21 protein-coding genes and 1 pseudogene are annotated in these 24,890 nt (G+C 62.6%); 5 read left to right on the top strand and 17 right to left on the bottom strand.

Annotated features, from left to right (window positions below):
• The first annotated feature begins 54 nt into the window (after positions 1-54).
• The gene (locus tag ACZYHG_RS19510; protein WP_464609957.1) at positions 55-618 is read left to right on the top strand and encodes a BA14K family protein; all 564 of its coding nucleotides are present in this window, start codon (positions 55-57) and stop codon (positions 616-618) included.
• A 78-nt stretch (positions 619-696) separates the two neighbouring features.
• Here the strand turns inward: ACZYHG_RS19510 and ilvC are convergent, their stop codons facing one another.
• The 3 genes from ilvC to ACZYHG_RS19495 form a co-directional block, all read right to left on the bottom strand.
• The gene (gene ilvC / locus ACZYHG_RS19505; protein ID WP_013531065.1) at positions 697-1,716 is read right to left on the bottom strand and encodes a ketol-acid reductoisomerase; all 1,020 of its coding nucleotides are present in this window, start codon (positions 1,714-1,716) and stop codon (positions 697-699) included.
• A gap of 17 nt (positions 1,717-1,733) precedes the next feature.
• Complete coding sequence (locus ACZYHG_RS19500) at positions 1,734-2,393, bottom strand: TetR/AcrR family transcriptional regulator (protein ID WP_464609956.1); 660 nt, start codon at positions 2,391-2,393, stop codon at positions 1,734-1,736.
• Between the two features lie 162 nt (positions 2,394-2,555).
• Positions 2,556-3,014 (bottom strand): MarR family winged helix-turn-helix transcriptional regulator, encoded by a 459-nt coding sequence (locus tag ACZYHG_RS19495; RefSeq protein ID WP_464609955.1) that lies wholly within the window; start codon positions 3,012-3,014, stop codon positions 2,556-2,558.
• A gap of 99 nt (positions 3,015-3,113) precedes the next feature.
• On the opposite strand from ACZYHG_RS19495, the gene ACZYHG_RS19490 reads away from it, so the two are divergent.
• Positions 3,114-3,419 (top strand): Rieske (2Fe-2S) protein, encoded by a 306-nt coding sequence (locus ACZYHG_RS19490; protein WP_464609954.1) that lies wholly within the window; start codon positions 3,114-3,116, stop codon positions 3,417-3,419.
• A gap of 1 nt (position 3,420) precedes the next feature.
• Positions 3,421-4,146 carry a glutathione S-transferase family protein gene (locus tag ACZYHG_RS19485; RefSeq protein WP_464609953.1) on the top strand — a complete coding sequence of 242 codons (726 nt, stop codon included), beginning with the start codon at positions 3,421-3,423 and terminating at the stop codon, positions 4,144-4,146.
• A gap of 36 nt (positions 4,147-4,182) precedes the next feature.
• On the opposite strand, the gene ACZYHG_RS19480 is transcribed toward ACZYHG_RS19485, so the two are convergent.
• The 3 genes from ACZYHG_RS19480 to ACZYHG_RS19470 form a co-directional block, all read right to left on the bottom strand.
• Complete coding sequence (locus tag ACZYHG_RS19480) at positions 4,183-7,005, bottom strand: CHAT domain-containing protein (protein ID WP_464609952.1); 2,823 nt, start codon at positions 7,003-7,005, stop codon at positions 4,183-4,185.
• 24 nt (positions 7,006-7,029) lie between these two features.
• Complete coding sequence (locus tag ACZYHG_RS19475; RefSeq protein ID WP_464609951.1) at positions 7,030-8,289, bottom strand: FAD-dependent oxidoreductase; 1,260 nt, start codon at positions 8,287-8,289, stop codon at positions 7,030-7,032.
• Positions 8,290-8,366: 77 nt separating this feature from the next.
• On the bottom strand, positions 8,367-8,777 hold the full coding sequence (locus tag ACZYHG_RS19470; RefSeq protein WP_464609950.1) for a winged helix-turn-helix transcriptional regulator: 411 nt from the start codon (positions 8,775-8,777) through the stop codon (positions 8,367-8,369).
• Between the two features lie 134 nt (positions 8,778-8,911).
• Here ACZYHG_RS19470 and ACZYHG_RS19465 point away from each other — a divergent pair, with 134 nt between their 5' ends.
• Positions 8,912-9,802, top strand: a complete 891-nt coding sequence (locus ACZYHG_RS19465) for an SDR family oxidoreductase (RefSeq protein ID WP_464609949.1) — start codon at positions 8,912-8,914, stop codon at positions 9,800-9,802.
• 34 nt (positions 9,803-9,836) lie between these two features.
• On the opposite strand, the gene ACZYHG_RS19460 is transcribed toward ACZYHG_RS19465, so the two are convergent.
• The 4 genes and pseudogenes from ACZYHG_RS19460 to ACZYHG_RS19445 form a co-directional block, all read right to left on the bottom strand.
• Positions 9,837-10,871 carry an SDR family oxidoreductase gene (locus ACZYHG_RS19460; protein ID WP_464609948.1) on the bottom strand — a complete coding sequence of 345 codons (1,035 nt, stop codon included), beginning with the start codon at positions 10,869-10,871 and terminating at the stop codon, positions 9,837-9,839.
• Between the two features lie 35 nt (positions 10,872-10,906).
• Positions 10,907-12,826 (bottom strand): potassium transporter Kup, encoded by a 1,920-nt coding sequence (locus ACZYHG_RS19455; protein ID WP_027029607.1) that lies wholly within the window; start codon positions 12,824-12,826, stop codon positions 10,907-10,909.
• 185 nt (positions 12,827-13,011) lie between these two features.
• A pseudogene (locus tag ACZYHG_RS19450) lies at positions 13,012-14,924 on the bottom strand (potassium transporter Kup).
• Between the two features lie 99 nt (positions 14,925-15,023).
• A complete protein-coding gene (locus tag ACZYHG_RS19445; protein ID WP_464609947.1) occupies positions 15,024-15,764 on the bottom strand; it encodes a pyridoxine 5'-phosphate synthase in 741 nt (246 codons plus the stop codon).
• A gap of 162 nt (positions 15,765-15,926) precedes the next feature.
• On the opposite strand from ACZYHG_RS19445, the gene ACZYHG_RS19440 reads away from it, so the two are divergent.
• Entirely contained in the window at positions 15,927-16,346 is a 420-nt protein-coding gene (locus ACZYHG_RS19440; protein WP_464609946.1) for a SpoIIAA family protein, read from the top strand.
• Positions 16,347-16,348: 2 nt separating this feature from the next.
• Here the strand turns inward: ACZYHG_RS19440 and ACZYHG_RS19435 are convergent, their stop codons facing one another.
• From ACZYHG_RS19435 to ACZYHG_RS19405, 7 genes are all read right to left on the bottom strand, one after another.
• Positions 16,349-17,476: an ATP-dependent DNA helicase gene (locus ACZYHG_RS19435; RefSeq protein WP_464609945.1), complete on the bottom strand. Its 1,128-nt coding sequence runs from the start codon at positions 17,474-17,476 to the stop codon at positions 16,349-16,351.
• A 154-nt stretch (positions 17,477-17,630) separates the two neighbouring features.
• Positions 17,631-18,560, bottom strand: a complete 930-nt coding sequence (locus ACZYHG_RS19430) for an EamA family transporter (protein WP_464609944.1) — start codon at positions 18,558-18,560, stop codon at positions 17,631-17,633.
• Between the two features lie 99 nt (positions 18,561-18,659).
• On the bottom strand, positions 18,660-19,028 hold the full coding sequence (locus ACZYHG_RS19425; RefSeq protein WP_464609943.1) for a nitrile hydratase accessory protein: 369 nt from the start codon (positions 19,026-19,028) through the stop codon (positions 18,660-18,662).
• Positions 19,015-19,674: a nitrile hydratase subunit beta gene (gene nthB / locus ACZYHG_RS19420; RefSeq protein ID WP_464609942.1), complete on the bottom strand. Its 660-nt coding sequence runs from the start codon at positions 19,672-19,674 to the stop codon at positions 19,015-19,017. Before nthB ends, ACZYHG_RS19425 begins: the two co-directional genes overlap by 14 nt.
• Complete coding sequence (gene nthA / locus ACZYHG_RS19415; protein ID WP_464609941.1) at positions 19,671-20,294, bottom strand: nitrile hydratase subunit alpha; 624 nt, start codon at positions 20,292-20,294, stop codon at positions 19,671-19,673. Before nthA ends, nthB begins: the two co-directional genes overlap by 4 nt.
• Positions 20,295-20,373: 79 nt before the next feature.
• The gene (locus ACZYHG_RS19410; RefSeq protein WP_464609940.1) at positions 20,374-23,538 is read right to left on the bottom strand and encodes an efflux RND transporter permease subunit; all 3,165 of its coding nucleotides are present in this window, start codon (positions 23,536-23,538) and stop codon (positions 20,374-20,376) included.
• On the bottom strand, positions 23,535-24,800 hold the full coding sequence (locus ACZYHG_RS19405; protein WP_464614738.1) for an efflux RND transporter periplasmic adaptor subunit: 1,266 nt from the start codon (positions 24,798-24,800) through the stop codon (positions 23,535-23,537). The genes ACZYHG_RS19410 and ACZYHG_RS19405 overlap by 4 nt, the downstream gene beginning before the upstream one ends.
• Between the last annotated feature and the right edge of the window lie 90 nt (positions 24,801-24,890).

The following is a 24,890-nucleotide window of genomic DNA, read 5'->3' as shown; positions in this document are numbered from 1 at the left end:
ACAGTGAGCCCATTCCAGGGTAGGCGTGGGGCCCGTAACTCTTGGAGAGTGCAAATGAACTCGCTCTTTTCTTCCACTATAAAGTCCGGGCTGATAGCGCTTGGCATCGTCTCCGGGATCACGGCACCGTCCGCCGCCGGGCCGATCATGCAGCCAAACCTGTCGGTTCCCGCCAGCACTGCGGCACTAACGGTCACGCCGGTGCGCGATGGATGGGCTGGTGGCAATAACCGCCCGGCCAACAATGACGACTGGAGATGGCGCCGGTCAGGCAACTGGAACGGTGGTCGGCACTGGAATGGTGGGGGCAACTGGAACGGCGGGGGAGACAACTGGCGCTGGCGCCATGGCCGCCGCCACTATCACGGTGGCTATGACGATGGTGCCGCCGCAGTCCTGGGCCTTGGGCTGGGGCTCGGTCTTGGCAGCATGTACAATAACAACTACTACAATGACGGCTACTATGCGCCGCCGCCGCGCCGCTATTATCGCGCCGGGCGCATTTCGAGCGCCCATGTTCAGTGGTGCTACAATCGTTACCGGTCGTATCGGTCCTGGGACAACACGTTCCAGCCTTACAACGGTCCGCGTCAGCAGTGCTATTCGCCTTACAGCTGAGCGATGGCCGACTGATCGAAATGAAAACGGCGCCACGTGGCGCCGTTTTTGTTGCTGGTTGTCGAGAGCGAACTTCGCTTAGTTCTTGGCCTTGTCGACCAGCTTGTTCTTGGAAATCCACGGCATCATGGCGCGCAGCTTGGCGCCGACTTCCTCGATCTGGTGGCTGTCATTGTTGCGCCGGATGCCCTTGAAGCGCGACATGCCGGCGCGGTATTCCTGCATCCATTCCGAGGTGAACTTGCCCGTCTGGATGTCCTTCAGCACGCGCTTCATCTCGGCCTTGGTCTCGGCGGTGATAATGCGCGGGCCCGAGACATACTCGCCCCATTCGGCGGTGTTCGAGATCGAGTAGTTCATGTTGGCGATGCCGCCTTCATAGATCAGGTCGACGATCAGCTTGACCTCGTGCAGGCACTCGAAATAGGCCATTTCGGGCGCGTAGCCGGCTTCCACCAGCGTCTCGAAACCGGCGCGGATCAGTTCGACCAGGCCGCCGCACAGCACGACCTGCTCGCCGAACAGGTCGGTCTCGCATTCCTCACGGAAATTGGTCTCGATGATGCCCGAACGACCGCCGCCGACGCCGCAGGCGTAGGACAGCGCCAGATCGAGCGCATTGCCCGAGGCGTCCTGGTTGACGGCGACCAGGCACGGCACGCCGCCGCCCTTCTGGTATTCGCCGCGCACCGTGTGGCCCGGGCCCTTCGGCGCGATCATGACGACGTCGACCGTCGACTTCGGCTCGATCAGGCCGAAATGCACGTTGAGGCCGTGCGCGAAGGCAATCGCTGCACCATCGCGAATGTTCGGCGCGATTTCATTCTTGTAGATGTCGGCCTGCAATTCGTCGGGCGTCGCCATCATCATCAGGTCGGCCCATTTGGCGGCATCCGCCACGCTCATCACCTTGAGGCCGTCAGCCTCGACCTTCTTGGCGGTCGCCGAGCCGGCCTTGAGACCGATGGCGATCTCCTTGGCGCCGGAATCCTTGAGGTTGAGCGCATGCGCCCTGCCCTGGCTGCCATAGCCGATGATGGCGACCTTCTTGCCCTTGATCAGGTTGAGATCGGCATCACGATCGTAATAGACGCGCATTTTACTTCCTTCCCGTTTTATGAATCAGAGGCCTTGCGGCCGGTTTTTGCTCCGTAAAGAGCGAGAAACTGCTGCGTCGCGCGGACGGCATCGCCGCCGATCGTCGCCTCAGTCAATTCCAGCCGGTCACCCAACAGCAGACGGATCTGCACGTCGCGGGCGACCAGCCCGAAAAAGCTACGGAACGCCGTCTCGGCATCCGTAAAGTCCAGGAGCCCGGCATGGCGTCCGGCCTCGAGCACCGGCTTCAGCCGCCTCGCCAGCGCGAAACGGCCATTCTCCAGCACGACGGCGCCAAGGTTGTCCTTGCCCGATCCGGCATGGCCGATCGCTACCCGGTTCAGCGCGATCGAGGTGTCGCTCGAAATCACTTTCAGCCAGTCGGAAGCGAAGCCTTCAAGGCTGGCCGTCAGTGAGGCAAGATCGAGGCCCTTGCCATCGACAGGCACCACACGAACCTTGGAGGCCTGCCACTGCACCGTGGCCGTCAGCAGCCCGTCGCGGTCGCCGAACCATTTGTAGAGCGTTTCCTTCGAGCAGCTGGCCCGACGCGCCACGGCGGTCATGGTCAGCTGATCGCCCTCCTCGACCAGCAGTCGCAGCACTGCGTCCAGAACGGCCTTCTGCCGCTCCGTAAGCGCTTCGCTGTTGTCGATATCGGCGTTGGCCTGCAACACGCTCGGTTCCTGTTCGATGGATACAGTCGCCGTCCATTGGAAGCGTACCGTACGTTACGGTTCGGCATATTGCGCAATCTGACAACCGGCGCAAGGGGAAAAGTAGAAATATGTGGCGGCAGAAGGCGACGGTGCGCAACAGACGCTCAGTGCTGATCAGCCTCAATCGCCCGCAGGCGGATGGCGCAGCCGGCCGAGCAGCGCCGACACCGTGTTCAGCTCAGCCGTTGAAAGTTTGGCGCCAACCAATTCCGCGATCGACCTTCCATAGACGGCCCACATCCGGCGGCGAGTCTCTCGTCCCTTGGCCGAGATGCGGATGGTCTGGCCGCGACCGTCATCGGCCACCCGCAATTTTTCGACCAGTCCGTCGGCCTCGAGCCGGGCCAGCAGCCGCGAGATGTTGTATTGCGCAAACAAGGTGCGCTCGGTCAGTTGAAACGGGCGCAACCCGCCCTCGCCCGCCTCGGCAAGCTCGTGCAGCACATCATACCAGGCAAGCGGCGGCAGGCCGCCCTGCTTCAATGCATCTTCGGCACTCTCCACCATTTGGCGCGACACGCGCATCAGGCGGGCCCAGGCCTTGATGGCTTCCGGCGAAGGCGTGGCTTTTTCGGTCATGGCTTACCCTAGGCGATAGATGCAGATGCATCAAGCTTGACGATCAATGCACATGCATCTACATAGATGCAATTGCATCAATAACCGAAAGGCAAAACCATGAAACATGAAATCTGCAAGGTTGCCGATATCCCGCAAACGGGCAGCCTGATCGCCCCGTTCTTCGGCCGAGAGATCCATGTCTATCGCAGTGGCGAGCGCATCCGCGCCGCCGCCAATGTCTGCCTGCATTTCGGTGGGCCGCTCGACTGCAAGGACGGCAGACTGGTCTGCCAATGGCACGGCGCCGCTTTCGACATGGCATCGGGCGATCGTCTCGACGGCCCGGCTCCCAAGGGTTCTCGCCTGATGTTCCTGTCGACGCGCGTCGATGACGGCGCGTTGAACTATGTCTGGGGAGAGTGAGATGACCGACAAGCTCATCCTCGTCAGCCATCCGCTCTGCCCCTATGTCCAGCGCGCGGCGATCTCGCTGACCGAGAAAGGCGTGCCGTTCGAGCGCGTCGACATCGACCTCGCCAACAAGCCTGTGTGGTTCAAGGCCATTTCGCCGCTTGGCAAGGTGCCGCTGCTGCGCGTCCAGCGAGACGGCGAGGAAACGACGATCTTTGAATCCGCGGTCATCCTCGAATTCCTTGAAGAGACACAGGCCAATCCGCTCCATCCTGCCGATCCCTATGCCCGCGCCCGGCATCGCGCCTGGATCGAGTTCGGCTCGGCCACCCTCAATGCCATCGGCCGCTTCTATTCGGCGTCGTCGGAGGCGGCCTTCCTCGCCGAGTCCAGCGCGCTGGCGGACATGTTTGGCCGCCTTGAGGCGCAACTGGCGGACGATGCCCTGCCGGGCGGTCCATGGTTCGGCGGCGACAGCTTCTCGCTCGTCGATGCGGTGTTCGGGCCTGTTTTCAGATATCTCGACGCCTTCGACAAGATCGGCGATTTCTCCATCCTGGACGGCAAGCCGCGCGTCCAGGCCTGGCGGAAAGCGTTGAATGATCGTGCGTCGATCAGTGATGCCGTGCGGCCCGATTATCCGCAGCGCCTGCATGCTTTCCTGCAAGCGAAGGCATCATTTGTGTCGAGCCTCATCCGCGATCAAGCAGGACCATCTGCATTGGCACGAACAGCTTGAACTCAGATAGCGGGCGAACACCCGCTTTGAGGGGTCTCAGTTCTCGAACATGACAAAGGCTGCCCAGACCCGCGGGTCCTGGGCGCCTGATATCTTGCCGTCACGAGCATCGCGGCGGGTCTGGCGCAACGCCTCCGGATAGGTCTGGCCGGCGGCAAGACGCCTGTAGAAGCCGACCATGAAGGCTGCGGTTCCGGCATCGTCCACCGGCCATAATGTCAGCAGCGAGCGCTTCGCGCCGGCAATGTCGATGGCCGTCGGCAGGCCGCGCAAACCACCGACGAATGTCTCCTGGCCGCGGGCTGTCTCGCAGGCGGACAGGACAAGCAGGTCGAGGCCCGACAGCTTCCAGCTCATCAGTTCCATGCCGTAGAGCCGGCCGTCATCATCATCGCGTTTCATCGACTGCCGGTCTCCCGACTGCGACAGCACGACCTGGCTCTGCCAAAGCGCATTCACCGCGCCCACACCACCCTCTTTCTCATCACGGTAGGCGCCATGGGTGGCCAGATGCGCAATCGTCGCCTGCTCCATATCCATTCGCAGCGTTCGCTCGCTGGCCGCCTTTCCGGTCAGCATTTCGACCGAATAGTCATCGCCGCGCAGGATCGAGGCGATGGCGTCGACCTCCTTGGCTGTGCCCGGCAGCGGCTCCGCCCCCTTTTCCGAACCTCGCGCATAGTCCAGGCCGCCGGCCAGCAAGGCTTTGCCGGTCTTGGGAAAACTCTGATCGACGCCCGCATTCAACAGCGATTCCGGCCGCGTCAGCATACGCACGACGAAACGGTCATCGAGCGTCGCGCCCTTGTCGTCCTGCAGCAAAGGGAATGGCACTGAAAACAATTTGCCGTCCGGCACCACGAACAGCGTGTCGGCGCCACCAAGCGACGGTTCCAGCGGTGCGATCAGACCGGCATAAAGCCCGGAGAATGTGGCGTTCAGATCGATCAATGTCACGGCGCCGCGTTCCTGCGCGGAACGCGTCGACCTCAGATTTGCCATGCGTGTTTCGTGCGCAGCCGGGATGAGCCGGCGCGGATCGCCGAGATCGTAGAGACGCGGCTCCTGGTCCTTGCGTGTGACGGTCGCATAGAGCCGTTCGTCTTCCAGCGGATCGTCACTCTCGCGGTCCGCGCGCCATTTGCGGGTGATGAAGTAGTCGATCAGCGCCTCGTTGGGCTTCAGCAGCAGGCTGGCCGAGGGCAGCGGCTTGTCCACCACGCTCTGGCTGAAACTGTATTTGGCCATGACTCTGGCGGTCGCCTTTTCGTATGCCGCCTGAACCTGTTCCGGCTGCACCACACCTGGATCATCGGAACTGTCACCGCTGGAAGCCGCCTCCTGATAGGCCAATGACAGCCGGATCCCGGTCTGGATCAAATTCCGTGTCTCCGTGTCGTTCGGAGCGATCAGGCGGGACAGTCTGCGCAACAGATCGCGTTTCTCATTCTCAAGCGTCGGCCAGCGGCGCACGGCTTCGGCAAACGCCGGCACCACCGAAGCATTGTCTTTTGCGAGGCGCGCATAGTCGTACAGCATGTCGTCTGCCAGGGCGCGGCTGGCCTCGGCGACAACAGGGTTACCGGCCGTGCTGACCTGGAACCAATTCCAGCGCAGCATGTCATCGTCGAGAGCCACGAAATCGGCGGCCGCTGCCGCCGGATTTGTCTTCGCCTTGAGATTGGCCATTGCCTGACGTGCTGCAAAGGTCAGCGGGTGCACCACGCCGTATGTTGTTTCGGCGATGCTCTGGGCTCGCTCGAGTTGGCTCATGCTATTTTTGGTGTCGCCTCCGGCTGCGAAATGCGCGGCGAGCACGTTGGCGATCTTGATTGCCAGTATTTCGGGATAGCTGGGATCGTTGGTCAGTTGTTGCAGCCGTGCCAACGTCGGGTCGTCGAGGGGTTGAGAACCGGAGACAACCTTCGTGTAGAGCAGCCAAGCGTCTGCTTGCTCGACCAGATTGCCTTCCTGTTTCAGGACAACGGCAATGTCGCGGTTCTGTTGGAAGTGGCGCAAGGCCTCATCATATTTCCCCAGGTCCAGATAGTCCTGCGCCGTGTTGTTGGCGCTGACCAAAACGTTGAAGTGGTTTGGCCCGTAATAGCCGATCCGCTTTTCCAGAACGGCCAGATCATACTGCAAGGCGCGTGTCGGAGCCCCCATCTGGCGCAGCATGTCGGCCAGATTGTTCTGCAGCTTCCAGATGAAACGATCGTCGGCACCGGTTACCTGCCCGGCCAATTTCAGATTGCGCTGCTCGATATTGATAGCCGAAGCGATTTGACCGAATGCGGCGACCCCGGTCGCCAGCACATCGTTGGCATACATGAGTTCGTGGGAATCCTTGCCATGGTAATGGGCGTACAGATTGGTTGCTGTCGCACACATGGACACGAAGCCCTGATAGTCCTTCTCGGCCTGCTTCAGCATCGCGTAGTTGAGGTAGAAATCGCCGCGCTTCTCGATATCCTGCTGCATCGCCCTGGTTTTCAGGCCTTCGGCAAAAATCTCCTCGGCGTTGTCGAGGATTTGATTGTTGAGGAAAGTTGCGCCGGCGTTCGAGTAGCTTTCCACGGTAAACTCGTAGAGGTCGCTTCTGGCGGCGTCGAGCAGCGTTGCCCGCAATTGCGCGTAGCCTTCATCGAAGCGTCCGGCATCCATCATCAGCTTGTAGGCCGCATCGATGCGAGCTTTCAGCGCTGCTTCACTTTCCACCGGCTGCTGCTGTCCTGCCCGGCTGGTCGTCTGGGCCTGTGCCTTCGCCAGGGGAAGGGCGACAACCAAGGTCGCCAGCGCCAAAGCCGCGACGCGCGTCAGGCCTCGCGGTCTTCTGGCTATGGGCATAACTGCGTTCACGCGGATGGGTCCAAGACGAATGCTCTACGATGCGGTCGTATCATGACCCTGATCTTGTCCGAAATCCCACCGCGCTTCCCGAAGTCCTGCTCGTCTGAACGGATCGATCACCGTGCCGGCGACCATCGAGGCGAGAAACTGCGGGGTTGGCGGAATTTTCGCGATGGTCGCCACCAGCCTGTCGCGCATGAAGGGTAGTGCCACCGAATCCGACTGGTAGAACGGCGTGAACGCCAGCGACAGCGTCTGGAAGACACGCACGTGCCACCGCCGTGCCTTCGCATAGGTTTCAAGCGCTGCCTCGACACTTTGCGTGCGCGCCAGCGCATGGCTGAGCGCCGCGGCGTCGAGCAGCGCCATATTCGCCCCTTGCCCGAGCTGCGGGCTGGTCGAATGCGCGGCATCGCCGATGACGGCCAGTCTCCGGCCAATTGGCAGCTTCATCGTATGGTGACCGTAACGCGCCAGCGAAAGCTGGTCGAAACTGTCGATCTGGTTGACGAACGCCTCGCTTTGCGGCCACAGCCGGACAACGCGCGCCTTCCAGGCGTCGATACGTTGGGCGCGAACCGCCTCGGCATCATCAGGCTTGAGGCTCCAGAAGAAGGCCGCCATTTTCTCGGCACCGGGCTCCGGCCGGCCGATCGGCAGCACGCCGATCATCACGCTGGCCTTGTCGTAGCGCTGCGAAAGCGCGTGCTCGTCAAAGCCCTCGCCGCGCCAATCGAGCGATGCCCAGAACGCGCCATAGGTGAGCGGGCGCGGTGCACCAGCGCCGATCACACATTGCCGCAGTTTCGAGCGCGAACCGCTGGCGTCGACGACCAGATCGAACGGCCCTGCCCTTCGTCCGTTGCCACAAATCAGCGTCGCGCGCTCGCCGGCCTCCATGGTCTCGATCTCGACGCCGGTCTCGATGGCGATCGCCTCACGTTGCGCGGCGCGAAAGAGCACACCGAACAGAGCCGCCCGGTGCACCGCCAGGCCAAAGCGGTTGCCGCGTTGCGCATCATAGCGGACGTCGAGCACGGTGCGCCCGGTCGAGGCATCGGCGCCATGCAGGCGATCGATGCGCGCGCCCAGCGCCAGTATGTCGGCGAGCAGGCCGAGATCGGCCAGCACCGTCAGCCCGGTCGGTTGCAGGATCAGCCCTGAGCCGACCGGCTTGGGCTCCTCGAAACGTTCGAACACGGTGACGTTGTGCCCGGCGCGCTTGAGATAAAGCGCCATGGCCAAGCCCGCCGGGCCAGCGCCAGCAATCGCGATGTCGTAGGAAATGCGCATGCCCCCAAAGCCGAACTGGCCGGGACAATCCTTCAGCACTGGGACAAAATCAAGCCGTGGCCATAGCCGCGTCCGGCCTATGCCTGCACGGCGTCAAAACTGGCTCTTGCGGCGCGTACCGAGGCATGGTTGTTCTCCGCCCATTGCAGGAGATGCTGCAAGGCGCTGAACATCGAGCGCCCGAGGTCGGTCAGGCTGTATTCGACGCTCGGCGGCTTGGTCGGGAACACTTCGCGATGCACATAGCCGTCGCGCTGCAGGTCGTAGAGCGTCTGGGTCAGCATGCGTTGTGAGATGTCGGGGACCAGCCGACGCAATTCGCCGAAGCGATAGGGCTGCTCGGCCAGCGCCGCCATCAGCAGCGAACTCCATTTGCCGCTGAAGCCTTGGATGACATCGCGGACCGGACAATCGGAAAGGTTGCCGCCATCGGTCATGGCTTTGTAGACCTCAAGCTTGGATCTCAGTTTGACGATCGAGCTGTCCATGGCTGGTTCCCTGCCTGTGCCTACCTCCCGAAAAACTGCCTCCTTTACGGCATCGGGTCAATTCCTATTTTAGTGCTGGTCTCTTTTTGAGACCGCCGCCCGAACCGCCTTTCCCCGTAACGTCAGGATCTTCCATGACCGCAACTCTTCTCGTCACCGGTGCATCCGGCCAGCTCGGCCGCAGCGTCATCAACCATTTGCTGGACACCTTCAAAGTGCCGGCCGCGAAGATCATCGCCACCACCCGCACGCCGGCCAACCTGGCCGACCTCGCGGCGCGCGGCGTCACCGTCCGCGAGGCCGATTTCGACGACCAGGCTTCACTTGCCAAAGCCTTCGCCGGCGCCGAGCGCGTGCTGATCATCTCGACCAATGAACTGGCGATCCAGGGCAAGCGGCGCCAGCAGCAGCTGGCCGCGGTCGCGGCTGCCAAGCAGGCGGGTGTTGGCCATATCCACTACACTTCGATGCCCAACACCGAGCCGGGTTCGGCGGTTGCCTTCGCTCCCGATCACTACGACACCGAACAGGCGATCAAGGCGAGCGGCATTCCCTACACGATCTTCCGCAATGGCTGGTACGACGAGAACCTGTTCATGGCCGTGCCGCAGATCCTCGCATCGGGCCATTGGTATACGTCGGCGGGCGACGGCGCCATTTCGTATGGCGCGCGTGACGACTACGCAGCGGCCATAGCCGCGGGGCTGGCCTCGGACGCCAGCGACAGTACGACCTACACGCTGACTGGCCCCAAGGCCTACACGACAGCCGAAGTCGCGGCACTCATCACCGAGGTCACCGGCAAGTCGATCCAGATCGTCCAGCTTTCCGACGAAGCTCTGACTGAAGGGATCAAGGCAGCTGGGCTTCCCGAGCCGATCGCCAAGGTTCTGGTATCCTTCGATGCCGCAACGCGCGCCGGCGACCTTGGCATGGTGACGGATTCTGTCGAAAAGCTCTCCGGCCGCAAGTCGGTGCAGTTGAAGCAGTTCCTCGAAACCAACAAGGCGGCCCTGCTGGGCTGAAATCCGCGCGGCGGGCAGTCTTCTTCCCGCCGCGCTACTTCTTGAGCAGGCCGAGCCTCACCAGGCTTTCGCCGGTGGCAGCCAGCGCATCTTCGCGCGATCGCGGCGCCCAGCCGAGCATGCGCACCGCCTTGGCGTTGGTGGCGTTCTTGACCTTGCCCAGTTCCGGCACGAGCTGCGCGACTTCCGGGTTGAACAATCCGACGATCCGCACCAGCCAATCGGGAAGCTGCCGCAGCTTGACGCGCGCCGCCGCATCGCCGAGCCGCGTTTTCAAGGCCTGGGCGATCTCCCGCACCGTCATGAAATCACCTGACACCGCCAGGAAACGCTCGCCTTTGGCGGCCGGATTGGTCATGGCGCGCACATGCAAATCGGCCACGTCGCGTGCATCGACGACGCCGAAGGACAGGCGCGGCAGGCCCGGCATGGCGCCATTCATCATGCGCTGGACAAATTCGGTGGAGGTCGAATGGTCGGACCCGAGCACCGGCCCGAAGATGCCGACCGGATTGACGACCGCCAACTCCAGCGCACCGCCTTCGGCGGCAATGAAGTCCCAGGCGGCGCGCTCGGCAAGCGTCTTCGACTTGACGTACGCACTGACCCTGGCCGTCGGATCGGTCCAGCTCTCCTCGGTGAACGGCCGTCCGTCCGGCGGCATCTTGCCATAGCCGATGGCCGCGAAGGACGAGGTCAGCACGACGCGCTTGACCTTGGCGTCTCGTGCGGCTCGAAGCACCCGCAACGCACCCTCACGGGCCGGGACGATCAGGTCGTCCTCATGCTTGGGCACGCCGGGCGGAAATGGCGAGGCGACATGCAGGACATAGTCACAGCCGGCGACCGCTTGCGGCCAGCCGGCGTCGCTCATCAGATCGGCGATGGCAAAGGACAGCCTGTCGCCAGGTTCCACACCGCCGGCCTTCAGCATGGCCAGGACATCGGCTTCACGTTTGGCCGAGCGCACCGTCGTGCGCACCCGAAAACCCGCCTTCAAGAGCTCGAGGATACAGTGGGCGCCGAGGAAGCCCGATCCGCCAGTGACAAGCACCAATTCGCTGCTCATGCCCGCCTCCTGCTAAGTCGAGGCGATCAAGCCGATCAAATCGCCACCTGCGTGCCGATTTCTACCACACGCCCGGTCGGTATCTGGAAATATTCGGTCGCGTCCGACGCGGTACGCGCCAGGCCGATGAACAGCTTGTCCTGCCACACTGGCATGCCTGAATTGGGCGATGCCTTGAGCGAGCGCCGCGACAGGAAGAACGATGTCGTCATGATGTCGAACTTCCAGCCCTGCTTGCGGCAGATCGCCAGCGCACGCGGTATGTTGGGCTGTTCCATGTAGCCGAAGGTCAGCGTCACCCGCATGAACAGCTCGTTGACCGTCTCCATCTTGACCCGTTCGCTGTCCGGCACCACCGGCTGCGGCGCCGTCACCACGGAGAGGATGACGTTCTGCTCGTGCAGCACCTTGTAGTGCTTCAGGCTGTGCATCAGCGCGGTTGGTGCACTCAAGGGATCGCTGGTCAGGAACACCGCGGTGCCGGACACCAGCTGCGGCTTCTTCTTCAACAGATTGGCGGCGAGGAAATCGAGCGGGATCTCGTTGCGGCGGGTCTTGTCAAAGAGGTAGCGGCTGCCGCGCACCCAGGTCCACATGCCGAGCACGATGGTGAAGGCCACCGCCAGCGACGCCCAGCCGCCTTCGAACACCTTGACGATGTTGGAGGCGAAGAAGCCGATATCGATGAACGTGAATAGCGCGGTGAGCGGGATCGCCACCGACAGCTTCCATTTCCAGATACGTGTCATGACGACATAGAGCAGTACCGTGGTCACCAGCATGTTGCCGGTCACCGAGATCCCGTAGGCGGAGGCGAGCTTGCTGGACTCTCCGAAGCCGACCACCAGCATCATCACCACCAGCGCCAGCAACAGGTTGACGCGTGGCATGTAGATCTGGCCGGACTGTTTTTCGGACGTATGCAGAATCTCAAGCCGCGGCAGCATGTTGAGCTGCACCGCCTGGCGGGTCAGCGAAAAGGCACCCGAGATCACCGCCTGGCTGGCGATGACGGTCGCCGCGGTCGCCAGCACGACCATCGGGATCAGCGCCCAGCCCTCGTTCATCTCGAAGAACGGATGGCCGACCACGCCGTTCTTGGCCAGAACGAAGGCACCTTGTCCGGCATAGTTCAAAAGCAGACAGGGAAACACGATCGACAGCCAGGCCAGCACGATCGGCTTGCGGCCGAAATGGCCGAGGTCGGCATAGAGCGCCTCCGCACCGGTCACTGCAAGGAAGATGGCGCCGATGGTGACGAAGGCGACGTCGGGCGAATGGATCAGGAATGCGACGATATAGTGCGGGCTGATCGCCCACAGGATTTCCGGATCAGCGATGATGTGCTTGAGACCGGAGAGGCCGATGGCCAGGAACCAGATCGCGGTCACCGGACCGAAGACCAGCCCCACCCCGCCCGTGCCGAAGCGCTGCACAGCAAACACCATGGCGAGAATGACCAGGGTCAGCGGCACGACATAGGGCTGGAAGGCAGGGGTGACGACATTCATGCCCTCGACCGCCGACAACACCGAAATCGCCGGCGTGATGACCGCATCGCCGAAAAACAGCGAAGCGCCGACGATGCCGATGCCCAGGATGATCGCCGAGCGCTTTGGGAAACTGCCCCGCGCCAACGCCATCAGCGACAGCACGCCGCCCTCGCCACGGTTGTCGGCGCGCAACACGAACATGATGTATTTAATGGTGACGATGATCGTCAGCGACCAGATGATCAGCGACAGCACGCCGAGGATATCGCCGCGATCCGCGACGGTGCCATGGGACGACGCCACCAGCGCCTCGCGAAAGGCATAGATCGGGCTGGTGCCGATATCCCCATAGACCACACCGAGCGCGCCCAGCATCAGCACCTTGGTGCTATGCTGTTCGATTTCCGGATGGCTCGATTGTTCGACGGGTTCTGCCTCACTACCAGCATTGGCAAGGGCCATGGACGACACTCCGATAAGCGCGCGGTGCTCTACGCTTGCTGCAATGCAATATCAAGTGCCGTCGCGTGATGGCTCCCATGCCGGCAACGCTAGGCTCCTTGGGAAATGGCCTTTATCCAACGGCTGCAGGGCTGAATTAACCGCTACGGCAGCCTGACAACACCCGTGAGACTGCCGTATCCACCTTAAATAGCAACTTGCGTACCGATTTCCACGACACGCCCGGTCGGGATCTGGAAATATTCTGTCGCGTCGGCCGCGGTGCGGGCCAGGCCGATGAACAGCCGATCCTGCCACACCGGCATGCCGGAATTGGGCGATGCCTTGAGCGAGCGCCGCGACAGGAAGAACGATGTCGTCATGATGTCGAACTTCCAGCCCTGCTTGCGGCAGATCGCCAGCGCGCGCGGTATGTTGGGCTGCTCCATGTAGCCGAAGGTCAGCGTCACCCGCATGAACAGCTCGTTGACCGTCTCCATCTTGACCCGCTCGCTGTCCGGCACCACCGGCTGCGGCGCGGTCACAACGGAGAGGATGACGTTCTGCTCGTGCAGCACCTTGTAGTGCTTGAGGCTGTGCATCAGCGCAGTCGGCGCGCTCAAGGGATCGCTGGTCAGGAACACCGCGGTGCCGGAAACCAAATGCGGCTTCTTCTTCAGCAGATTGGCGGCGAGGAAATCGAGCGGGATCTCGTTGCGGCGGGTCTTGTCGAAGAGATAGCGGGTGCCGCGTATCCAGGTTCCCATGATCAGCCCCATAAGGCAGGCAACGGTGATCGATACCCAGCCGCCTTCGAAGATCTTCACGATGTTTGCCAGGAAGAAGCCGCTGTCGATGACGCCAAACAGCAAGGTCAGCGGCAGAGCGAGCGCCAGGCTCCATTTCCACAATTTGCGCATGACCACGAACAGCAGGATGGTGGTCATCAGCATCTCGCCCGTCACCGAGATGCCATAAGCGGACGCCAGCGAGCTCGAACTGCCGAAACCGACGACCAGCAGCATCACCCCCAGGGCGATGAGCAGGTTGACGCGCGGCATGTAGATCTGGCCGAGTTGCATTTCGGACGTATGCTGCACTTCGATGCGTGGCAGAAGGTTCAGCTGCACCGCCTGGCGGGTCAGCGAAAAAGCGCCCGAGATGACCGCCTGGCTGGCGATGACGGTCGCGGCCGTTGCCAGTCCCACCATCGGCATCAGCGCCCAGTCGGGCAGCATCTGGAAGAATGGATTGGTTGGCCTGCCGTCATTGGCGAGCACAAAGGCGCCCTGCCCGAAATAGTTGAGCAACAGGCAGGGAAACACCACTGAAAACCAGGCCAGCACGATCGGCTTGCGTCCAAAATGGCCGAGATCGACATAGAGCGCCTCGGCACCGGTCACCGCCAGAAACACAGCGCCGACAGTGACAAAAGCGGCCGTGGGTGTGCTGGCGAGATAGGCGACCGCGTAATAGGGGTTGATGGCAGCAGGATCGATGGGTCGTCCATCAGGTGGTAGAGCCCCGCGACGCCGATGGCCAGGAACCAAAGCGCCGTCACCGGCCCGAACACCGCCGCCACCTTTCCCGTACCGAAGCGTTGCACCGAAAACAGGACGGCCAGGATGATCAGCGTGATCGGCACGACATAGGCGTCCAGTGTCGGGGTCACCACCTTGAGGCCTTCGACCGCCGACAGCACCGAGATGGCCGGTGTTATGATCGAATCACCGAAAAAAAGGGCCGCGCCGCAAAGGCCGATCGCCAGGATGAGGCGCGCGCCTCTGGGATAGGCGCTGCGCGCCAGCGACATCAGCGACAGCGTACCGCCTTCGCCCTTGTTGTCAGCACGAAGCACGAAGGCGACATATTTTACGGTCACGATGATCGTCAGCGCCCAGACAATCAGCGACAGCACGCCAAGCACGTGAATGCGCGTATCGATGCCGGGCGAAGCATGAAGCGCTTCGCGGAAGGCATAGATCGGGCTGGTGCCGATGTCGCCATAAACGACACCGAGCGCGCCCAGCATCAGAACCTTGGTGCTCTGTTGTTCGGCTCTGGAATGGCTTGATTGCTCGACGGTTTCTGCCTCGCTAACGCGACTGGCAAGGTCCATGGACCACTCCCCGGCAAGCGCGCGGTGCTTCATGCATGCTGCGATGCGGTATCAATTGCACGCTATGGCCGCCATACCTGCAAAGCGAAGCTATACCCCCTACCAGCCGCACGCCTTGAGAAACCGACGCACCGTGCCGGCCATGCCATACTCCAACGCGTCGGCTGTCAACCCATGTCCGATCGACACTTCGGCCAATGCCGGAATGCGCTTCGCCAGATCGGGCAGATTGCCCACCGTCAGATCGTGCCCGGCATTGACCTGGAGGCCGAAGGCAAATGCCGCATCGGCCGTTTTCCCCAATCTTTCCAGTTCCTTGGCGGCTTTTGCGGAATCGGAATGATAGCTCCCATAAGGGCCGGTATAGAGTTCGATCCGGTCGGCCCCTGTGTCGCGCGCGGCCGCCATGCCGGCAGGATCGGCATCGGAAAACAGTGACACGCGAAAACCACCCTTCTTCAGACGCTTGACGATCGGTGTCAGGAACGCCGCGTCAGTGATGAAGTTCCAGCCATGGTCGGAGGTTGCCTGTGCCGGATCATCTGGCACCAGCGTCACCTGCTCGGGCTGATGCCTTTCCACAAGCGCCAGAAAATCCTCGCTTGGGTAGCCCTCGATGTTGAATTCCGCCTGCGGAAATTCATCGTCGATCAGCGCCCGGATCAAGGGCAGGTCGGAATGCCGGGTGTGACGCTCATCGGGGCGCGGATGGACGGTCAGCCCATGCGCTCCGGCGGCAAGTGCAAGGCGGCCGACACCGATCACATCGGGCCATGGCAGGTCACGCCGGTTACGCAACATGGCAATGGCGTTGAGGTTGACGGAAAGCTTTGCGGGCATGGGCTGGTGTCCGTGAAACAGGCGGGTTAACGGCGCGCCACAGCCATCCGTTCAGCCGCGGCGCGCTTGAGATCGGGCATCTATAGCGCCTTTGATGGGAACAGATAGCGCTTTCCAGTGTTCCAGAAGGGCAACGCTATTTCGCGACAAGGAGGCCCCGCCGTGAATTTCCTGCAATCCGTGCCAGCGATCCGTCGCCTCGACACCGCGCGCGACGACCTGTTCGCCATCGATGTCGTCGGGCATGTCTCGGCGGCCGATGCAGAAAACCTGTTTGGCCTGTTGGAGGCGGCCTATGCGCTCCACCAGCGAATCGACGTGGCGGTACGCATGGTCGATCACGATGGCGTCGACTGGACCGACATCTCCGACGAAACCCTCAAACAGGGCGCCGTCCACGCACTGGAACATGTTGGCCGGTGCGCGGCGATCGGCACGCCGGACTGGACGCCGGACGTGCGACACGCCCTGCCCGCGTCGTCGCCCATCGAATTCAGGCATTTCAAGGCCGAGGACGAAGACGAGGCCTGGAAGTGGCTCGGCGTCCAGCAAGTCGGCGCGCGCGAAAAGCCATCGTCATAACTCTACCTCACGATCGTCAGCCGCTCGGCGGCCCGGGTGATGGCGGTATAAAGCCAGCGCTGGCGGGTTTCCTTGAAGGCCCAGCTTTCGTCGAACAGCACGATCTCGTTCCACTGCGAACCCTGCGCCTTGTGCACTGTCAAGGCATAGCCGTAGTCGAAATCGTCGAAGCGCTTCTTCTGCTGCCAGGGGATATCGGCGTCCGGATCCTCGAACGCCGCCTTGAGCAGCTTGATCTTGGCGACGCCGCGGTCCGGATCATCCTCTTCGGGCGAAACCAGCAGGTTGATGCCGGGCTTCACCGTTTCGCGCGATGATGTCATCACCTTCCACAGCGAACCATTGAGCAGCCCCTTGGCCGCGTCGTTGCGCAGACAAACCAGCTTGTCGCCGGCCTGCGGATAGTCGGCATTGAAGCCTTTGAGCTCGCGCAGGCGCTGGTTGTAGCGTCGGCGCGTGCGGTTGGTGCCGACCAGAACCTGGTCCGCCTTCAGCACCAACTCCTGGGTGACGTCTTCCTTGCCGATCACCTGCGCCGTGCCATAGTCGCCGCGCATGAATTCGCGGCCCTCGCGCACATCCAGCGCCAGCCGCAGGATCGGATTGTCGCGCGCCTGCCGGTGGATTTCGGTTAGGAGATAGTCCGGCTCATGGTCGGTGAAAAAGCCGCCGCCCGAAATCGGCGGCAACTGGCCGGGATCGCCCAGCACCAGGATCGGCGTGCCGAAACTCATCAGGTCGCGGCCAAGCTGCTCGTCGACCATCGAGCATTCGTCGATGACGACCAGCTTGGCCCGCGAGATCGGGCTTTGCCGGTTGAGCGAGAAGGTCGGCGACATCGAGGTCTTGCCGGTCACCTCGTCCTCGACCGACTCCTCGCCCTTGGCTCTGTAGATCAGCGAATGGATGGTGCGGGCATTGACCGCACCCTTGGAGCGCAGCACTTGTGCGGCCTTGCCGGTGAAGGCGGCGAACTGCACCTGGCCATCGACATGTTCTGCGAAATAGCGCGCCAGCGTCGTCTTGCCAGTGCCGGCATAGCCGAACAGCCGGAACAACTGCGGCTGGCCGGCCTTCAGCCAGCGGGCAACCGCCTGCAGCGCCTCGTCCTGTTGGGGGGAGAATTCCATCAGTGCGACAGACCGGATTCGCAAGGGAAAGACAAGACAGCCGCCATATCGACTGCCGTCGTGACGCACCGAGCGCCTTCGACGGTTCAGGCTATCAGGCCACGAAAAGAACGTAAAGAGAACAAAGACGCGCGCGCCCGGTTGATCGCTGCTATCAGCCGGCCGCGATGAGAGATGTGCCGGCAAAGGCGAGCACCGCGCCGGCCCAGGCCGGTGCCGATGGTCTGTAGCCGGTGCGCAGCCACACCAGGGGCAACACCAGAACCGGCGACAGCGACGACAATGTTGAGACGATGCCGACCTTTCCACCGGCCAGCGCGGCCATGATCAGCGACATGCCCATGCCCGTGCCGATCAACGCGCCACAGATGCCGATGCCCAGCGTTCGTGCCGACGGCCGGAGACGCCTGGCAGCGCTGCGCCGGGGAACCAGCAAGAGCAAAAGGAAGAGCACCGCCGACACACCGGTCCGGATCGCCATTGCCGTGAACGGATTGACGCCCGATGCCATCACGGGGCGCGCCACCAACGCGCCGGCAGCCTGCCCGAGTGCAGCGATCAGCCCGAAGGCGAGACCGACAGGCAATGTCATTTGCTTTGCTGGCAGCACCGCCACCTCGATCGGCGGGGTCGGAAAAATGCCTTCCGGCTGGACCTTGGCGGGGCGTCCAAACAGGATGGCCAGGACAATGCCGGTGATGACCAGCGCCACACCAGCCAGCTTGACCGGGCCGACCGTCTCTCCCAGAAACAAATAGCCCATGATCAGGGCAAAGGGCGAGGTCAGCGAGAACACCAGCAGCGCCAGGCGCGGCCCGAGCGCGAATATCGACGAGATATAGGCCGACGAGGCAATGAAGATCCCGAACACGCCAGAGGCCGAGAGATAGCCCACCTGCCAAGGCAGCAGCCCGGCCCAGCCGCCCAGCAGCGTGGCTGCGATGGTGGTGGCAATTGTCACCGCGAGTGTTTGCAGCCGGGTCAGGGTCAACGCATCGATGCGGCCGACCAGTTCACCAGCCAGCATGCCACTGGTGGCGATGCACAATGCGGCGCCGATCGAGAGAATTTCCGACAGATACATTCATTCTCTCTTGGGTAGAGGGCCGGCTTTTCGCGCGAGATGGTTGCCAGCATTCTGGCGGGCGTAGGGATTTGGACGGTCCGAAGGATATCCGCCTTATCAGGTGGAGTGGGACTCCGGATCGTTTTCCAGCAGGATCGGCTTGCCGTGTGGGGTCGCATGCGCGGCGCGTTCCCAGGCTTGCGCCATCGCGTCGACATCGGGCTTTTCGGCCAGGCCCTTGGCGGCAAGCAGGCTTTCCAGTGCCGCCAACCAGTGCTCGTAATAGTCATGACCGTCAGCTGCGGCGCCCGGCTTCTTCACCTGTGCCGACAGGGCTTGCGCCCATTCGCCCCACGAGAACAGGCCCTTGTCATGCAGCGCCACCGTCATAGCGAATGCTTCGGCCTGCCATGGCTCGGCAAACACCGGCGCATCCAGGCTGTCAGGCAAATCGACCGCCGGTCCGTTCGCCTCAAGCCGGCTCAAGATAGCTCTCCCAGGCATCAATCGAGACCGTCAGTGTCGGGTCGGCGCCCTCGCCCCAGATCTCGGTGCCGTCGAAGACCACCGTATAGACCCATTGTGGGTTCTCGCCTTGCCCATGCGCGTTGCTGTCGGGAAAGACGTAGCCGTCATGCACCGCCTCGATCGTGCCACGCTTGTCACGCGCATAGCGCGGCAGCCTGGTGTGGCCGGTCGGGTTGAAATTCTTCGTCTGTACGGCGTCGCCGGCCTTGAAGCGCGGCGCTGTTGCGACCGGCCGGTCGCAAGGACCGCCCTTGGCAAGCACGGCCGGAACGTTTTCCGCCTTCAGCACCCGCTTCGGCGTCGCCGCCGCATCGATCGCCTCACCCGCCTTGAGATCGCGCTCGCTGACGAAGCCATGCCGCTTGAGCAAGGTCTCCAACGCCTTGATCCAGATCTGGTAGTAGCTGGAGCTATAATAGTCGGCCGGATGCAGCGATTCCCGCGCGTGCCGGCTCTCGTCGATGGTCCAGGCGCCCATGGCGCTGGCGCAAAGCGTCACGCCGAGCGCCCGCCTCTCCCAGGCAGCATGGAAATAGGGTTCATCCTTTTCGGGCGCGACGGGCCCGAATCCCATCTGTCCGCCAAGATCCTGGGGGCCATTCATGCTGGCTGCCCCGTCTGTTGCGGTTCCTGGGCGAGTGCCGTGCCGATCATCGCATCGCGGCTCACCAGATCGGCCAGCCGCTCCTCGCTCCAGCCATCGGTGCCATCAGGCCGCATCGGCACGACGAGATAGCGCAGCTCGGCGGTCGAATCCCAGACCCTGATCTTCTTGGTCATCGGCAGCGTCAGCCCGAATTCTTCCAGCACCCCGCGCGGATCGATGACGGCGCGCGATCTGTAGGGCGGCGCCTTGTACCAGACCGGCGGCAGGCCGAGCACCGACCACGGATAGCAGGAGCACAGCGTGCAGACGACGAGATTGTGGGTGTCCCCAGTGTTGAAGACGGCCTGCATGTGCTCGCCTTGTCGGCCGGTATAGCTCAGCGATTCGATCGCCGCCGTCGCATCGCGTTTGAGCCAGTCCGCATAGGCTGGATCGCTCCAGGCCTTGGCCACCACCCTGGCGCCGTTGCGCGGGCCGATCTTGGTCTCGTAGGTGTCGACGATGACGTCGATCGCCGCCGGATCGATCAGCCCCTTGCGGGTCAGGATGGTTTCCAGCGCCCGCACGCGCGTGGCAAACGGATCGAGTTCATTGTCGTGGTCATGATCATGGGACATGGCCGCAAATTACGGCTCTGATCTGCCGGCCGCAAGCACGACGGCTTGGGCCAGTTCCTATCCTTGCCGTGTCAGCCTGTCATTCGGCGGCTGTCTTTTGCGCGTCCGCCGGGATGTCGTCATTGGTGCCGAACAGCGAAGGCTGATCACCACTCTCCTTGACCACCTGCGGTTTGGCCTTGCCCCTCGACCAGAGTCCGACCAGCCAGCCCGAGAAATTCTCCATGTAGACGTAGATCACCGGTGTCACGAACAGGGTCAGCGCCTGCGAAGCCAAGAGGCCGCCGACAACGGCAACGCCCAGCGGCTGGCGCAGTTCCGCGCTGGCGCCGGTGCCGAGCGCGATCGGGAACGTGCCCATCAATGCCGCCAAAGTCGTCATCATGATCGGCCTGAAACGCATCAGGCAGGCCTTGTGGATGGAGTCCTTGGCGGACATGCCTTCTCGTCGCAGTTCGAGCGCGACGTCGACCATCATGATGCCGTTCTTCTTGACGATGCCGATCAGCATCAGGATGCCGATCACCGCAATGACAGACAGATCCATGCCGGCAAAACGCAAGGCAACGACCGCGCCCAGCACCGCCGACGGCAGGCCGGTGAGGATGGTGAGCGGGTGGATGAAGCTCTCGTAGAGAATGCCGAGCACGATATAGATGGTCAGGATCGCGCCGCCGACCAGAAGCCCCTGGTTGGCAAGGGAATCCTGGAAGGTCTTGGCTGTGCCGGCGAAGGTCGTCGAGATCACCGTCGGCATGCCGATCTGTTCTTTGAGTGCATTGATGCGCGTGACGCTGTCGCCCAGCGCGACACCTTGCGGCAGATTGTAGGAGATGGTCACGGCTGGAAGCTGGCCGAGCTGGTTGACGGTCAGGGCGCCGGCCGTGCGGTCGACCCGGGCGAAGGCGCCGAGCGGAACCAGGGAGCCGCTCGCCGTCCTCATCTGGATGGCGAGCATCCGCTCAGGCGACCATTCGATCTTGGGGTCTAGTTCGGTGATGACCTCATAGCTGTCAGCCGAACCGAAGATCGTTGAAACCTGGTCGGTACCAAATCCGCCGTAGAGGGCGGAGCGCAGCGTGTCGGTATCGATGCCGAGCTGGGCGGCCTTGTCGCGATCAATGACCAGCGATGCCTGCAGAGCGTTGTTCTGCAGGTCGCTGGTGACGTCGGTGAAGGTCGTATGGTCGGCCGCCATCGCGTCATTCAGTTTCTGCGCCCACTGGTCGGTCAGGCCGGTATCGAGGCCCTGAACCACGAGCTGGTAGGCACTGGCCGATGAGCGCGAACCGAGCCGCAGGTTCTGCACCGGCTGCATGTAGGTCTCAATGCCCGCGACCCCGGCCAGTTGCTTTCGCAGATCCGCCTGCACCTTCTCGATGTCGGGTCGCAGGCTCTTGTCCTTCAACTGCACATAGAGCTGGCCCTGGTTCAATGCATTGTTACCGCTGCCTGCCGACCATGCCACATGCGAAACATAGGGCGAATGGGAAAACACACTTGCCACCTGCCCCTGCAGCTTCACCATGGCGTCAAAAGAAATGTCCTGGCGCGCGATGGTCGTCACCGAGATCTGGCTGATATCCTCCTGCGGGAAGAAGCCCTTCGGCGAGATCTCGATCAGCCACACCGACGCTGCCGCAGTGCCGACAAAGACGAGGAACACCAGGAAGGTGTGCCGCAGGCAGAAGGTCAGGACCCGGTCGTAGCCACGTGTGACGAGGTCCTGATTATGGCCAGGGCCATGCTTGTCGCGATCGGCCGTGGTCACCGACAGCAATCGCGAACACAGCATCGGCGTCAGCGTCAGCGACACGAACATCGAGGCCAGGATGGCGACCGTCACCACGACGGCGAACTCGTTGAAGATGCGCCCGATGACGCCACCCATCAGAAGCACGGGGATGAACACCGCCACCAGCGAGATCGAGATCGAGATGATGGTGAAGCCGATCTCGCGCGCGCCCTTCAGCGATGCATCGAAGGCCGACAACCCGTCCTCTTCCATGTGGCGGAAGATGTTTTCGAGCATGACGATGGCATCGTCGACGACGAGGCCGACGGCGAGCGTAAGGCCCATCAGCGATATGTTGTCGATGGAAAAACCGAACAGGAACATCGCGCCAAGCGTGGCGATCAGCGAGATCGGCACCGCCACGGCCGGGATGATGGTCGCCGTCACACGGCGCAGGAACACGAAGATCACCAGGATCACCAGGGCAATGGTGAGCAGCAGGGTGAACTGTACGTCGCTGACGGCCTGGCGGATCGAGCTGGAGCGGTCGTTGAGCAGCTTGATGTCGGCGGCGGCCGGCATTTGGTCCTTGAACGACGGCAGCATAGCCTTGACCTTGTCGACGACGTCGACAGTGTTGGCATCGGGCTGCCGCTGCACGGCCATGATGATCGCGCGCGTACCGTCGTACCAGCTTGCGGTCGTGGTCGTCTGTACAGAATCGACGACGCGGGTCACCTCGCCCAGCCGTACCGGGTGGCCGTTCTTGGTGGCGATGATGATGTTGGAGAAACCGGCGGCGTCGGTCAGCTGGGTGTTGGCGGTGATGGTCAGCTGCTGCTTGTTGTTCTGGAGCACGCCGAGCGGCGTGTTGCTGTTGGCCGATGCGACCGCCGCCTGCAACTGATCGATCGAGATGCCGCGTGCGGCAAGCGCTGTCGGATCGATCTGTATGCGCACGGCATATTTCTGCTGGCCGAAGATCGAGACCTGCGCCACCCCGTCGATCGTCGACAGCGACGGCGAGATGACGTTTTCCGCGAAAGCATCGAGGTCGGTCAGCGGAACCGTATCGCTGACCAGCGACATCAAGAGGATCGGCGCGTCGGCCGGATTGACCTTGCGGTAGCTCGGCGGTGACGTCATCTGCGGCGGCAGCGATTTCTGCGTGCGCGCGATCGCCGCCTGAACGTCGGCCGCTGCCGCGTCGATGTCGCGGTTGAGCACGAACTGGATGGCGATCGAGGTCTGGCCAAGCGAGTTGGTGGTCGAAATGGAATCGATGCCGGCGATGGTGGCGAACTGCTTGATCAGCGGCGTCGCCACCGATGTCGCCATGGTTTCCGGCGAGGCGCCCGGCAGCGAGGCCGAGACGTTGACCACCGGGAATTCGGCGCTGGGCAGCGCCGCCACCGGCAGGAACTTGTAGGCAAACAGTCCGCCCAGCACGAGGGCGAACGACATCAGAAGGGTGGCGACAGGCCTGCGAATACAGAATTCGGAGATCATTGGGCCGCCTCGCCCGTGTTTGTCGCCTGAGCTACCTTGGGCGCAGCCGCGGCGCCCTCATGCACGGCGGCGCCGTTCTTCAGCCTCGTCTGCCCTTCCGTGACCACTTTCTCACCCGCCTTCACACCCTGGCTGATGGCGCTGTTTTGGCCCTCGGTCAGGGCTACCTGGACGGGCCGCAGCTCGACCGTGCTGTCTGACTTGACCACATAGACGAAAGGCCCTTTCTGGCTGGGCTGCACCGCCACGGTGGGGACGGAAGTCATCTGCGGCATGACGCCGGCGTCGAGCACAACATTCACATACTGGCCGGGCCACAACGAAAGATCGGCATTCGGAATGCTTGCTCGCGTGGCGATGGTACCCGACGCGGTGTCGACACTGGAATCGACGAAATCGAGCGTGCCCTTGCCGATCGGCGTTGGGTCGCCATCCTTGGTCAACGTCACCGCCCCTTGCTGCGGATTGGCAAGCGCCTTGTGCAGCAGCGCCAAATTGCTTTCCGGCAGATTGAAGTTGACCTGCAACGGGTCCATCTGGGTGATGGTCACCAGCGGGGTCGACGTGCTGCTGTTGCCATTGCTGACGGTGACGAGGTCGCCCATGGCAACACTGACGGCACCCAGCCTGCCGGCAATCGGCGCCGTGATGGTGGCAAAGCCAAGCTGGACATTGTCGGCGTCGATCGTCGCCTTGTCGGCATCGACGGTCGCCGCCGCTGCCTTCTGCGCGGCAACGGCCTGGTCGTAGGTCTGCTGCGTGCCGGCCTGCTTGGCGACCAGATCCTTGGCCCGCTGAAGATCGGAGCTTGAGCTGGCAAGCATCGCCTGGTCCTTGGCGAGTGTCGCCTGATCCTTGGCGAGCTGCGCCTTGAGCGCCCGGTCGTCGAGCGAGAACAGCGTGTCGCCGGCCTTCACCGTCTGCCCGTCCTTGACGTCGATCGAGACGATCTGGCTGGAGACCCGCGCATTGATGTTGACCACTGCCGGAGAGGAGACGAAGCCGATGGCATAGCGCCGGATCGGAAAATCAGCCGTCGTTGCCGTCGCCGACACAATCGAGGCCGAGCGAGCGCCGTTGCCTCCGGCTGCTTGCTTGTCTCCTGCCGCCTTGTCACCGGCTGGTTTGTCCGTCGCCGCGACCTGCTTCATGCCGACGAGCTGCTGAGCCTTGCTCCGTGCATCAGGCGAAAGGTAAAGGTACAGCCAGGCCGCGCCCGCACAGGCAACTGCCAGCAATGAAAGAATGAGTTTTCCACGTATCGTCAAAGTACCCTCTCCGTCCGACACGCCGTTGCCTTGGTGGTCGTATTCTAGCGCAATTCACGGCTGATTGCCGCGATTTAGCCGAAT

Source organism: Mesorhizobium subarcticum, from assembly GCF_055456085.1.
Note: the sequence above shows the minus strand (reverse complement) of the source record. Positions and strands in the feature narration are given on the sequence as shown.